General features: G+C 37.6%; 9 protein-coding genes. 4 read left to right on the forward strand and 5 right to left on the reverse strand.

Going from position 1 to position 14,291, the window contains the following annotated elements; genetic code table 11:
* Nucleotides 1-16 precede the first annotated feature (16 nt).
* The 3 genes from IQ247_RS11385 to IQ247_RS11395 form a co-directional block, all read right to left on the reverse strand.
* Complete coding sequence (locus tag IQ247_RS11385) at nucleotides 17-724, reverse strand: CAP domain-containing protein (RefSeq protein ID WP_228059654.1); 708 nt, start codon at nucleotides 722-724, stop codon at nucleotides 17-19.
* 349 nt (nucleotides 725-1,073) lie between these two features.
* Nucleotides 1,074-2,156 (reverse strand): class I fructose-bisphosphate aldolase, encoded by a 1,083-nt coding sequence (locus IQ247_RS11390; RefSeq protein ID WP_193919979.1) that lies wholly within the window; start codon nucleotides 2,154-2,156, stop codon nucleotides 1,074-1,076.
* A gap of 261 nt (nucleotides 2,157-2,417) precedes the next feature.
* Entirely contained in the window at nucleotides 2,418-3,560 is a 1,143-nt protein-coding gene (locus IQ247_RS11395) for an AAA-like domain-containing protein (RefSeq protein WP_193920000.1), read from the reverse strand.
* Nucleotides 3,561-3,728: 168 nt separating this feature from the next.
* Here IQ247_RS11395 and IQ247_RS11400 point away from each other — a divergent pair, with 168 nt between their 5' ends.
* Both IQ247_RS11400 and ylqF read left to right on the forward strand, forming a co-directional pair.
* Nucleotides 3,729-4,109 (forward strand): VOC family protein, encoded by a 381-nt coding sequence (locus IQ247_RS11400; protein ID WP_193919981.1) that lies wholly within the window; start codon nucleotides 3,729-3,731, stop codon nucleotides 4,107-4,109.
* A gap of 107 nt (nucleotides 4,110-4,216) precedes the next feature.
* Nucleotides 4,217-5,107, forward strand: coding sequence for a ribosome biogenesis GTPase YlqF (gene ylqF / locus IQ247_RS11405; protein ID WP_193919983.1), 891 nt, complete (start codon nucleotides 4,217-4,219; stop codon nucleotides 5,105-5,107).
* A 23-nt stretch (nucleotides 5,108-5,130) separates the two neighbouring features.
* On the opposite strand, the gene IQ247_RS11410 is transcribed toward ylqF, so the two are convergent.
* Nucleotides 5,131-6,633, reverse strand: a complete 1,503-nt coding sequence (locus IQ247_RS11410) for a VanZ family protein (RefSeq protein WP_193919985.1) — start codon at nucleotides 6,631-6,633, stop codon at nucleotides 5,131-5,133.
* A 398-nt stretch (nucleotides 6,634-7,031) separates the two neighbouring features.
* Here IQ247_RS11410 and IQ247_RS11415 point away from each other — a divergent pair, with 398 nt between their 5' ends.
* Both IQ247_RS11415 and IQ247_RS11420 read left to right on the forward strand, forming a co-directional pair.
* A complete protein-coding gene (locus IQ247_RS11415; RefSeq protein ID WP_193919987.1) occupies nucleotides 7,032-8,639 on the forward strand; it encodes an adenylate/guanylate cyclase domain-containing protein in 1,608 nt (535 codons plus the stop codon).
* 88 nt (nucleotides 8,640-8,727) lie between these two features.
* Complete coding sequence (locus IQ247_RS11420) at nucleotides 8,728-9,255, forward strand: hypothetical protein (protein WP_193919989.1); 528 nt, start codon at nucleotides 8,728-8,730, stop codon at nucleotides 9,253-9,255.
* Nucleotides 9,256-9,557: 302 nt separating this feature from the next.
* Here the strand turns inward: IQ247_RS11420 and IQ247_RS11425 are convergent, their stop codons facing one another.
* Nucleotides 9,558-13,640, reverse strand: a complete 4,083-nt coding sequence (locus tag IQ247_RS11425; protein ID WP_193919991.1) for a substrate-binding domain-containing protein — start codon at nucleotides 13,638-13,640, stop codon at nucleotides 9,558-9,560.
* Between the last annotated feature and the right edge of the window lie 651 nt (nucleotides 13,641-14,291).

Below are 14,291 nucleotides of genomic sequence, written 5' to 3' on the forward strand. Positions count from 1 at the left end.
TTCATATTTTCATTTGTTAATCAGCAAACATTTGCACTGCGTAAATCCGTCCATCAGCACCAGCCGCAATACCGTAACCAAATTTTTTGTACTGGGAAGTCAGGATATTAGCACGATGTCCGTCACTGTACATCCAACCACGCTGCCATTTTTCTGTTTGACCATAAGTTAACGCTAAACCTTTGACGGTGCCTTTAGCAATGTTTTCTCCAACTCCTAAGCGAGAATTACCTCCCGCTGCTAAATAACGCTGACGGGGAGTTTTTCCTTCGGGAGAATAATGACTAAAATATCCTCTCAAAAGCATATCTTGTGCATGAAGTTGTGCTGTTTGAGAAAGTAAGGAATCTTCTTGCAACAATGATAAATTATTTATGTTACGGTCTCTATTTACAACTTTGAGTGCAAACTTGCTTAATTCTGGTAAACTACGTAATTTATCTGCATTCAAAACTGTTACTTTACATTCACCAATTTTCCAATCCTTGCCACCGTTACCGTTGTAACAATGTTGGAATAACCCAAATGGTGAAAATTCAGTCCAAAAGTAATTTGGGTCTACTGGATAACCATTTTGTGCTTGTCTGATAAAATATGTAACTGGTCTAAATGTTAACAGTAATGTAAATAAAAGAACATATTTCCACCATGCCCCAGTTTTCTTTTTAGTTTTCATTAGTCTGTGTAAAAGCTGATTATTAAAAATAGTTTTGTTACTTGTCATAAATTTTACTCGAAAATCTCTGATTGCAAGTACAAAACTTTACGATGTATTAAGCCTATTGGCTGCTTTTCCGATAAATATTTTTATTAGACATCTGGTGGAAATTAATTATGCGTCATCCAGAAACCTTGTAGAGACGCGAAATTTCGCGTCTCTACATTCTTTTTCGGAGATGTCTATTAATCCAGACTCTCTACTTGGAGCATCTCGCTCCCTACTTGTATCGCTAAGTAGTCAAGCCTTGGTTATTTATAGATTTATTGCTCAGTTATATAACTTTTGATATTAAATGCTTAGAAAAATTAAATTCCTGCATCCCCCCTTTACTAGGGGGGATTAATGTAAAAAACTAAGCCACAGTCACATCTTTACTTAAGTAAACATCCTGAATAGCGTGGAATAATTTCACACCTTCAGCGAAGGGCCTTTGAAAAGCCTTGCGTCCGGAAATTAACCCAGTACCACCAGCACGTTTGTTAATGATAGCGGTACGTATTGCTTCTGCAAAGTCGTTTTCACCCGCTGCACCACCGGAATTAATTAAACCGGCACGTCCACAGTAACAATTAAGTACTTGATAGCGAGTTAAATCGATAGGATGGTCTGTGGTTAATTCGGTATAAACTTTATCATGGGTTTTACCATAGGTTTTGGCGATCGCCTTCGTGACTGCACCGTATCCGTTGTTATTTTCGGGTAATTTTTGCTTGATAATGTCAGCCTCGATGGTTACACCCAAATGATTGGCTTGGGATGATAAATCAGCAGAGAGATGATAATCTTTATCTTGTTTGAAAGCATTATTACGCAGATAGCACCATAATATAGTTACCATTCCCAACTCGTGAGCGCGTTTAAAAGCTTTGCTTACTTCTTGAATTTGTCTAGTTGAATTGTCAGAACCAAAGTATATGGTGGCACCGACAGCAGCAGCACCTAAATTCCAAGCTTGTTCTACATCACCAAACATAACTTGGTCATAGTTATTAGGAACACTCAGTAATTCGTTGTGATTTATTTTTACAATAAAAGGAATTTTGTGAGCATATTTACGGGAAACTATTGCCAAAACTCCCAAAGTTGAAGCGACAGCATTACAACCAGCTTCGATGGCTAGTTTAACAATATTTTCCGGATCGAAGTACATCGGGTTGGGAGCAAAGGAAGCCCCTGCGGAATGTTCGATACCTTGGTCTACAGGTAAAATTGATAGATAACCTGTATTAGCAAGTCTTCCTGTGGAGTACATTGCTTGCAGATTACGTAATACTTGGGGGTTTCTATCGCTTAGACTCCAGACTCTATCAACAAAATCGCTTCCCGGTAGGTGTAGCATATTTTGAGGAACTTTTGCTTTGTAGGTAAGTAAGTCTTTGGCTTCGTTACCTAACAGAGATTCGATAAAATCGGGTACAGATTTGATGTTAGTCATGATATTTTATTTATTGAGTTACATCTTTGATGGTAGCTATGCTAAGGGGAATGAATGTATATCGAAAGTTTGACAATAACCATTTTTTGATTTTTTTAGTTCGTCGTATAAATGCCTATCTTGACAAATATTTTCATATCGCTCTATAATAATAAACTTTTTTGCTATTGGACGTATCTGGGCGGTTTTTGAATCGATAATCTTCTGGGCTAACTCAGGGTAGGTGAATACTTTTTTGCTGTCAACAACTTGTGCTACATTTCATAGGATGACGGGATTATTTTTATTTAATTGATTTAATGTTTTTGCTATCCAGTTTAAATTAAAGACTTTTGCGTAAATCCGGTTCTTTACTTTGAATAAATTATTTCTTTTGATAACTAAACCAGATAAAAATAATTCTGTTTGTTCGATATTAATATCTGTTTCAATCGCTAAACTTTGCAAAATTTGTTGATAGATACCGAGTAATATTTCCGCTTTTGGTTGTTGAATAATTCTATTTTGTATTGTTCGTAGATGTTCGGGTTCGTCTTGGCATTTCCAGTTATGAATAATTTTGCTTTTGATTAAACTATCAAGTTTAAGTTTAGCTTCATTTTCTGATTTTATAAGCATAAATTCGTCATTTCTGATTATTTGACAAAGCTTTTGAGTCAGGAATGGTTGTCCGTTTGTCCAAGCTAATATTTCTTTTAAAATTGCTTGGGGATTGCTTACTTTATTTTCTAATCCTTTAACTAAAGGTTGCGCTTCTCGTAAATTAAATCCCTGTAACTGTATCGACTTGCCAATATTAAATAAAGTCAAGTTTCTATCGGCAATTAAATCCCTGGGTGTAGCTACTCCAAACAGAGCAAAAGTTAGACGATAATACTCCGGGTTTAAGGCTCTTTGGTGATAACAAAAGCAAATTAAAGCAAATAAATCATCTACAGGAAAATCTAGATTTAGAATACTATCAATTTCATCAATAAAAATGATTATTTTATCTTTGGGAAATTGAACTAATAGCACATCTTGAATAAAATGACTCAAGCGCTCAAGTACAGAAAAATCTTTTTCTTTCTGCCACCAAGATTTTAAGTTATTTTCTTTTAAGTTAAATCCTCGCCACAATTGAGCAATAATCCCTTTGTACCATTGAGTACGACTAATTTGTTCACTACTAACACAACTTAGATCGATAGTAGTAAATTGATATCTTTCTTGTCTTAATATGTTACTAGTGCGTACTATCATGGAAGACTTACCCATTTGTCGAGAGTTAAGCACGTAGCAAAACTCTCCAGCTTTTAAAGCTTGATATAACTCTTTATCAGCTTGACGTATCACATAACTACCAGCATCATTTTCTAAGCTCCCACCAACTTGATACTGATAATTGCTCCTCTTTGGAATCATCAACATCGTTTATATAAGTCATTGATTTACACAATTGAAATCTGTATTTATGGTCTTAAAAATTGTAAAGTAGAAAAGTTGAAACCAAACAATTAAATTTGAGCAAAAAATATTAACTTGCCTTAAACCTTTGAGCTATAACCTTGAACCTTGAACCTATACACTGATATGTCTTTTCAATATACTAATGCATTTGTCGCGATCGCAACTGTTAATTTGGAAAAATTAGTTGATTTTTATCTAAAATTTCTGAGTCAAAATCCTACTAACTATATTCCTAATGTTTACGCGGAATTTGAACTTTCTAGCTTGAAATTAGGCATTTTTCAACCCAAACTATCCCACACTTCCGAATTCAATGATTCTTTCCGAAGTTATATGAGTTTATGTTTGGAAGTAAATGATTTAGAAAGTGTAATGTATCACCTCGAAAAATTAGGTCATCCACCTTTTGGTGAAATTATCAATACTTCTCACGGTAGAGAAATTTACGCTTATGATATTGATGGAAATCGAATTATTTTACATCAGTCCCATAAAACAGGTTAAAGGTAAAAGGTCAAAGGTTGAATTTCTATCTTATTTATTTAGATGCAGATTATTATAACGCTATATAATTTAATTTAATTACTATATTTAGTTAACGAACAAAAATAATGGCTATAACTCAAAACTATAAATTAAATCTAATTCAATGGTATCCTGGTCATATTGCTAAAGCTGAAAGACAACTTAAAGAACAACTCAAGCTAGTTGATGTAGTCTTAGAAGTAAGAGATGCTCGAATTCCCATATCCACTCATCATCCCCAAGTTTCTGAATGGATAGGAAATAAAGCTCGGTTGTTGATACTCAATCGGTTAGATATGATTTCGCCAGAAGCTAGGGAATTGTGGAGTGATTACTTCAGAACCCACCATGAAATTCCCTTTTATACTAATGCTCAAGAAGGAAAAGGCATAATTGCTGTTTCTAAAGCAGCACAATCAGCTGGAAGTGCGGTTAATCAACGACGTAAAGAGCGGGGAATGTTACCTCGTCCGATCCGTGCTGTAGTTATCGGTTTTCCGAATGTGGGAAAATCAGCTTTGATAAATCGTTTGTTGGGAAGACGTATAGTACAAAGTGCAGCTCGTGCCGGTGTAACTCGTTCTCTACGGTGGGTAAGAATTTCCAAAGAATTAGAATTATTAGATGCTCCTGGTATTATACCTCTGAGGTTAGACAATCAGGAAGTAGCTTTAAAATTAGCGATTTGCGACGATATTGGGGAAGCATCCTACGACAATCAAAAAGTAGCAGCAGCATTCGTCGATTTAGTCGGGGAGTTACAGGAAACCGCTGCCGATATATTACCAGAAAATCCTTTTTTGTCGCGCTACAACCTCGAATCAACACCATACAGCGGGGAAGAATACCTGTACGCTTTAGCCGAACATAAATATCAAGGTGATGTAGAACGTAGTGCCAGACATATTTTAAACGATTTTCGTAAAGGACTTTTAGGACAATTTCCTTTAGAACTTCCAGAATCAATTATTAATTAACAATTATCGGTATTGTTAACTTTTCACTGTTCATTGTTGATTGTTCTTACTTTCAAGATTAGCATTGTACCGGCTGTAAATAATATACCGAGAAATAAGTTTTTTGGACTAATACTTTTACCGCTTTCCTGTACCAAAATTCCTTCTAATATCAAGGAAGGTAATAATATTCCCGTGGGAAGCAGCCAACGGTAAAAATTTAATTTTCTTTTGGCTAATGCTGTTAACAACGCTAAGCAGAGTCCTAAAGGAATAAATGTGAGTCCGTAATAGAAAAATCTTTTTTCTTTGGGTATGAGGTCGAGTAAATTTAATGTATGAATATTAGCGACTTTATCCACATAAATTGTTAGCAATGATTTTGAGTAGGTGATAACTATTTGATGGGGTTTTAAATCGTCAAAGATATGAGGAACTTCAAGTTTTACATCAGAAGCATTTGCGCCGGTAAGAGGAGTTCTAACCCGAAATACTAAGTCGCTTCCTTGTTGTCCCAAGGTAAAATTACGAAGATAAGAATCCTGAGAAAGCGAGATAATTCGCGCTGGTCCAGTTTGTTCTTTTTTACTACTATTAACTGTAGTGCTAATAGTAAAAGAGGAAGTTTTTCTGATACTTTCGCTCAATGAGGTAACGGGAGTTGCTGTTTTTAGCCAATGGTTAGGACTTAATAAAACTCCTTTTTCATTTTGAATTGTTGATTCCCCATACCATTGTAAATCCGGCTGTTTCCCCGTTCGATCTCGATATGGAGCTTTTCCGGTAAATTCATAGGAAGCAAGCAGAGAATTTTCTCCACGAAGAAAATTATTACCTGGAGAAAAAATTTGGTTTACTTCATTTTTGGTAAAAGCTTGATTGGTAATATTAAGCTCGGAAATATAACCTTCCCAACCTCTATCAGCAGTTGTCTCGTTGCCTAGAATTAATGGAAAATTAGAATTCCAACCACTTAAATTAGTTGTAGCTTGCCAAGGAATTGTAATTAAAAATGTCAGGATGATGTAACCTGTAAAAAATAAGGTTATTTTGCTACGTGAGTTACTCGCTTCACTAGTTTCAACTTTTTGTAATATAGCTTTGAAACTTTGAGAATTCCACACATAAAAACCAATTAATCCTAAAAATCCCCCGCAAGTATTATTAAAAATATCCGCAGGTGTTGGCGCTCTTGAAGGTAATAATATTTGTAGTAATTCGACTGTTAAAGATAAACCCGCACTAGCTAAAATTACCGTAATAATCTGTGAAGCTAATTTAAATTTTCTTTTTTGCAATAAACCTGTCAAGCCAAATCCTAAAGGTAAAAATAACAAAACATTATTTACTTGGTCTTTAAAAAAACTATTGTTATCAAAACTATCAACTAATTCTCGCCGTGAAACACTATCTGGTAATGAAAAGTTAAACGGATAGAGAGTTGCTATTAATACTGCTAAGACACTGAAAATGACTAGAATCAAAAATATCGGAATTCTGCGTTGATTTAAGTTTGAAGGTAAAGAAGAAGTATAGTGACGTTTCATTTATGTTTGATAAAGAAATAGTTAAGAATGCGTTAATTTTAACTTTGCTTTCAGGTAAAAATACACCCAATAATCGACTATTGAATAACGGTTCTATCGATTGTACTCTCCTTTGAGTGATTCTACAATTTTCCCGTAGCTTGTAAACCAAACGCAAACGGAGTTAAACGCGCGGGAGGGGGAAGTCAAATCCCCCCTCGATTACTGAATCCCTAAAACCTTAATTAAATGATTTCTCGTACAAGAGTTATAGTTGTCGGAGTACCGTATGCAGTGTCATAAATGAAATGTGTTGGTTTTAACATTGCTGTATAAACCTCATTTTTAAAGATTTGACGGTAGTATCCGGTTTTCTGTACCCGTTTAATCCTTGCTTCGAGAATTAATTAAGCCCAGCCATGATCGAGTTGAAACTGCTTCTCCAACGGGGAAATACCCAAAAAAAGGTGACGGTAGATCAAGATATTTTTATCGTTGGTAGGTTGCAAGAATGTAATCTATGTCTACCTTTTAGGGGTGTTTCTCGCAGTCATACCCGTTTTACTAAAAGGAAGAATGGCCTGTGGATCATAGAAGATTTGGGTAGCAAAAACGGTACAATATTAAATGAACAACCCGTAACTTCCCCTACTGTAATTTCTGATGGTGATATAATCTGGGTCGGAGATATTTCTCTGGTGGTGCTTTTGAGCCTTCCTCCTCAAGTAATTGCGAGTAAATATACAGATTTTTCTGAAGGTAAAACAATACTTCGCAATGTTAAACAATTACAAGAGCAATGGATAGATGCTGATAGTAAAGATGGTAATATCAGCAATAAGGATAAAACAATCGCTCGTCTTAAGGATTTGGTAGATATAGCTAAAAATCTATCCGGGGCTACTTCTATCGAAGAAATATTTTCTCAAGTACAGCAAGTTGTATTTCGTTATCTTAATAGTATTGACCGTTTGGCACTGTTAATAGATGTCCAAAGTTGCGGTAAATTGATATTAATGAATGCTGCAACTAGAAATGTTAATCATAAACAGCAATTAATGGCTGATGATAGCTGGATCAGTCAGAGTATATGTCAGCAAGTATTTGCAGAAAAAGTTGCCATCCAATCAGCAGATACTCATCAAGATGAACGATTTGCTGAAGAACACAGTGTTTTTCTCAAGGGAATTCGCAGCGCGATCGCAGTACCTTTATGGGATGAAAACAAGGTTGTAGGTGTACTGTATGCTGATGCCAGTTTTTCTTCTTATCATTGGGTAAAAGAAGGTTCGGAAGATTTAAGTTTCTTTTCAACTTTAGGAAATTTAGTTTCTTCTAGTGTCCAACGTTGGCTATTATTAGAAAAGCTTAAAAGTGAAGAAATAATCCGCCAAAGATTGGAACGCTATCACTCACCAGCGGTTGTACAACAGTTGATAGCTTTGGGAACTTTACCCGACGGACGTTTACCTCCAAAAGAATGCGAAATTAGCATTTTATTTGCCGATGTTGTGGGATTTACACCAATGTCGGAACGTTTTACCCCTTCAGAAATCGCTGAATTACTCAATAAATTATTTGAAGAAATGTTGCAAGAAGTATTTGCTTGCGGTGGTACTTTGGATAAATATATAGGCGATTGTATTATGGCATTTTTCGGCGCACCAGAACCGCAAGCAGACCATGCAGATAGAGCTGTAGCAGCTGCAATGGGAATGTTAACGCGCTTAGAAAACTTAAATTTCAATCATTTTTGGCAAGAACCATTAGAATTAAGAATTGCTATCAACAGTGGTAAAGCTGTAGTCGGTGATGTCGGTAGTTCCCAAAGAGTAGAGTACACAGCTTTGGGTGCAACAATTAATTTAGCATCACGTATGGAAGGAGTTTGCAATCCCGGTGAATGTGTCGTTAGCGAACAGACTTACCAACTGCTTTCCAAACCTCATATGTTTCAACCAATGGGGAAATATCGCTTTAAAGGTATTGATCGATTAATTAAAGTTTATCAAAATCGTAACAGTTGACAGTTGACAGTTATCAGTTATCAGTTATCAGTTATCAGTTATCAGTTATCAGTGAAGCGTGTCGTTTATGACATACAATTATCAGTAAATGGAAAAATTTATTGTTTATGCTTGTCCAGTTGGTGAATTAAATTCGCAGTTGGAATTGTATTTTGAAATCAGTGAAATTGAATGCGGTAAAAATGCAGCTCATAAATATATGCCTCACTGTACTTTAACCGGATTTTTTGAAGATGAGTTAACATCTATTCCTATTTATATCAAAGCTTTAAATCAGGCTTTATTAAAATTTACCAATCCAGAAATTAGCGTCTTGAATATAACATTTAAACCTGAATGGCATGGTTTAGAATTATATTCACCGATGTTAAAGCAATTAGTTATTGATTTTGCTAAAACAGCTAAATCTCCGACTCGCAATCAAGATTTACGCTTAAAAAATTGGCTGCATTTAAGTCTTGCTTACGAATTCCCAGCGAAACAACAAGAACAGTTGAAAAAAATCGCAAAACAAACAATTAATCATCGAGCATCAGTAACATGGGAATTGCGTTTTTATCAGCGACATTCTGATGCTAGTTGGACTTGTCATCAATCTTGGGAATTATCCGGTTAAAAAAGGGGCGTTGGAATCTCGCGCCCGTCGCTATTCATCCCCACCGCATAGGCGTGTGAGGATGAATAGCAAAATTAGTTAATTCAAAACCAGGACTAAGGCTGCGTGTCACAATCGTTGGTTGGTGCGTAGTTAAGTCTTATCGCTACGTTCAAATTTATTCTAAACTACACACCCGTTGCAAAAAATTGTGCCGGTTGCGTAAGTCCTAATAGCTCAAAATTCCTAACTCAAAACTCAAAACTCCTAACTCCTAATTCCTAACTCCTAACTCCCAACTCCTAACTCCTAACTCCCAACTCCTAACTATTCTTCGGTTCCTTCTGGGAAAATTGCATATGAATAGTTCTCGCTTCTTCACTATTTGGTGCAACAGCGGTAATCAAGTAGTTAATTGTGCTTTCGGTAAAGGGAACCCGTAGATGGAAAGTACCATCTTGCTTGACTTTGATATTTTGTCCTTCAATAGTTACAGTTGAACCGGGTTCAGTGGCACCATGAATGATTAGTTCTGCATCCGCTTCAAACCAGAAGTCTTTATGGGGACGACTAAATACTCGGACAATTGGCGATCGCGATATTAATGACCATTCTTTGTCTTTGGTTAAATAACCGATTTCAGCAATATAATCGCGATCGGTATTGGGTATAGCTACGTAACGATGACTAACTGTAGTTTCACATTCGTACTGTTGAACTAATTTAGCATCTTGATAACTCAAGTCAACATTGGTTACATCATACAGTCGCAATACTAATTGAGTCGCACCTAGATGTTGCATTGCTTCTCTAGAATCAGCAGAAATATTCCAAGAAGCATAAGCCCATTTAGGAGTACGACTTGCTAACAATATATTGCTTTCACCGGGTACTCCCGTACCCCCCTGATGATGGATACCGTAGATTCTGTCCCATGCTGTATCTGCTTCATCTAAATCTGGCTCGGATGAAGACATTTTAGTATCTACATCTACATCAACTTCGGCTTCGTCTGCGATTCGATCTAAAGCAACATCTTCACTAAAGGATAATTGAGATGCTGAAGGCTCGCTAATTGCGGGATTTTCATCTTGCTCTTGAGATTCTTCATTGTCATCAAGCATTTGAGAACCAAGCGCAAATGCACCCGCTCCTAATACCGTAGCAGCAACCGCAGATGCAGGGTTATCCTCGGAGTTAGACGAAATACCAAATTGTGTAATTTGTTCTTCGGATGGTTGCTGCGATTCTTCTTCGGAGACTGTTTCTGTTGGGGTTGTCGGTTGGGTTATCCAAACATTTGGTAAACCATCGGCATCAGTTCGCTTTTGCTCTTGGGGTGGTGTTATTTGAGCATCTGCTGACTGCTCGTTGAAACCTATAATGCGAACTTCAGGTAAATCGGGAGTCGATAATTGCGCTTCTTCGGTTACTTGCAGCTGTTCTTGATCGCGATCGCTAATATCGGTTATGTTTGGTAGATTTTCTTGCTGATCGGTTTGGGGTTTTTCGGTTTGGGAGTCTTCCCACAAATCCGCTGGTAAAGTTTCTTGATCTACTTGTGCTTCTACATTGTTATTATCGTTCTCCGATGTCTCTTGATTATTCCACAACCCCGAACTGACTGCGGCAATTCCTCCTAATGCTGCGGCTCCTGCTGCTACAACATCTGTAGGAAAAGATGTAGATTGTTCGGTTTGGGGTTCTTCCCACAAATCCGCAGGTGAAGTTTCTTGATTTACTTCAGTAATATTACTTTCTTCGATATTATTATCATTTACAGATGCTTCTGCAACATCTGTAGGAAAAGATGCAGATTGTTCGGTTTGGGGTTCTTCCCACAAATCCGCAGGTGAAGTTTCTTGATTTACTTCAGTAATATTACTCTCTTCGATAGTATTATCATTTACAGATGCTGCTACAACATCTGTAGGAAAAGATGCAGATTGTTCGGTTTGGGGTTCTTCCCACAAATCCGCAGGTGAAGTTTCTTGATTTACTTCAGTAATATTACTTTCTTCGATATTATTATCATTTACAGACGCTTCTGCAACATCTGTAGGAAAAGATGTAGATTGTTCGGTTTGGGGTTCTTCCCACAAATCCGCAGGTGAAGTTTCTTGATTTACTTCAGTAATATTACTTTCTTCGATATTATTATCATTTACAGACGCTTCTACAACATCTGTAGGAAAAGATGCAGATTGTTCGGTTTGGGGTTCTTCCCACAAATCCGCAGGTGAAGTTTCTTGATCTACTTGTAAATTGTGATTATCGTCATCGGATGTTTGTTGATTATTCCACAATCCCGAACTGACTGCGGCAATCCCTCCTAATGCTGCTGCTCCACCAGCTACAACACCTGTAGGAAAAGATGTGGATTGCTCGGTTTCCGGATTTCCCCACAAATCGGCAGGTAAAGTTTCTTGATTCTCTTCCGTAAGATTACTATTATCAAGAGTCTCATCATTTACCGATACTTCTGTTAGACCTGACGGTTGTTCAGTTTCCGGTGTCTGCCAAACATCTGGTAATTGAGAATACTCAGTTCTTGGCTCAACTTCTGCGGCTTGATCTCCTACAACAGCCGAATTATCAGAAGGCAATGTTTCATCAACGGCTGATTCTGAAACATCCTTACCAGTTAGTTTCGATTTGATTCTAGCCGCACCAGCCGCAGCCGCACCACCAAGAGCAAAATTACCCAACCAGTTACTTGTGGAACTACTCGGTAATTCTTGAGCAGAAACATTATGATCAACATTATCAACCTCAGCCGTATTATCTGGCTGTGTCGGCGGTATTTCCTCGTCAATTGGGGTAGAAATTCGCGGTAATGAATGATAAGAACTATTAACCACAGCAGCTGGTGCTTCTAAATCTAATCCAGTATCGGGAATATCCGGTTGTTGTAAATCCGGTGTATCCAAAGACAATTCGGAACTAGATTCAACTTCAGATGTATCTTGCTGATTTCTCGAAGCTGCTGCGGCTCCTAATCCAGCGATTCCCAATGCTCCTAACCCCAATCCTGCTGTATTCATCCCTGACGTACTAGGTTCAACAGGTGTAGTTGCAATCGGTTCTGCTACAGCACTGCTCGCACTTGTAGTCTGGGGAGTGAAGGGAGGGGGAGAATTGTCTGGTAATACACCCCTAGCAACAGTATCATCTTCCTGAGACCTGCGTCTTCCCAACAACCACCACAGCAGCAATGCACCGAGAACTCCCACAGGAAATAAAATCCACCACCAAGGTATTGTTCTTGCTTCAGCAGCTTCAGTAGAAACACCCGCGTTCTCTCCCGGTACAAATGCTTGGTTGTTATTATTAACGCTACTGGAAGTGGATGTATTGGTTGCGTTTCCCACATCTCCGGTTGCTGTACTGTTGTTATTAGTAGTGTTATCAGTAGTAGCTTGAGTATTTCCCGGAGTTGTTACTGCACCCGGAGTAATTGTAGCTGTGGTATTTGCATCACCGGAAATTGCTTGAGCAACAGTTTGAGCAACCGAGAAGGCTTCTTGTTCTCTAGCTGCTTGTAAAGCTTCCTGCCCTGGTGCTGCTGTTGCAAAACCAACAAAGTTTTTCACTGCTTCTGAGGGATTTCTCCGGAAAACGTAAACTAGGGGTTGCGAGTAAGGATATCTGGCATCATCTGGTAAAGTTTTGTGCATACTTAAAATACGCACATTATCTAGTTTCGATACCTGATTGGCTAACACAAAACCGATGCCATCATTACCCAATTCCTTGACAACTTCGGCTGGATCATCGCTAACTAATTGAATCGCATTAGAACCAGTTTTAAATAAATTGCCCTGGAAAAGTGGATAGTTGCGAAAAGCTTGGCGAGTATCGCTAATATCGGGACGATCAACAACCCGAATTTTACCTGAAGGTGCGCCGAGTTCCGACCAGTCGGTGATTTCTCCGCGATAAATTCTGGTAAACTGTTGATTGGTTAAATCGCCTTTAAAAGGATTATCCTTACCAACAACGATCGCAATTTTTTCTCGTCGTAAACGTTGCTGTTCTAAACCCTGTTGTTCTTCTTCGGCGGTTAAACCGCGTCCAATCGCGGCAATATCTATCTTACCTTCTTGTAAAGCTTTGAGTGCATCATCAGTTCCATTACTAGCAAGTTCAACGTTGGTACCGGAATACTCTTTCTCAAAACGCTGTTTTAATGCTTGATTCGCTCCGCTCATGCTAGTAGAACCATCTACCCGAATTGTAGTCCCTTGAGGTACCGCAGTTGGTAGCCCAAAAGATGGAGTTTCAGTTGCTGATTGTGCCACTACATAGTCCGATTTGAGAAAATTAATCATTACTGGTGTTGATGTCAACGCTAGTAATAAAGCCAAACGAACTATTGGATTTTTGCTTTTTTGTTTATGCCACATATGCCCAATTTGTATAGTAGAGAAAACAACTTACCAGCCAGCAGCCAAAACCGTCAGATTTTTTCGATTTCTGTGCAGAAAACGCCCCCGCTACACATCCTGCGTTATGTTATTTTTAAGCACTTAATTTAGAGATATTTATTTTAATAGAGATTGATTGAATCAACTCTACCGTGCCAAGGGATAATAATGAACTCCTACTTATCTTTTCTTAAAGTATCTAGAATTACCTCTATCGCATAAATATTATTTTAACTATTTGAAATATTTCAAATATCTTTGAATTTTGCATACAGAAGTATTTAAGTACTCAATTTCAAGATGATTTCTGAATAATAAAACCTCAATTAAGATTATATATTTTCAAGTTTGGCAATTGTTAGCATAATCAAGTTTTATACTCCAATTATGAAAACATTTACTTAAAGTTAAGTTACCTCAAACAAACAAATAATACTAGTTATCTGAACTACAGCGACGATTAATAGGGTTTAGTGAAAAGATGATAACAAATTACAGTTGACAGTGGACAGTTGACAGTTATTGATTGATATTTATTTCTCCCCATCTCCCCCTTCGGGTTGCGCCACTTCTCTCAACGGTCGTGTTCCTCCGCACGAGAGTGGCTTACCATCTCCCCATCTCCCGATC

The organism is Plectonema cf. radiosum LEGE 06105 (genome assembly GCF_015207665.1).
Classification (GTDB): Bacteria; Cyanobacteriota; Cyanobacteriia; order Cyanobacteriales; family Nostocaceae; genus Rivularia; species Rivularia radiosa_A.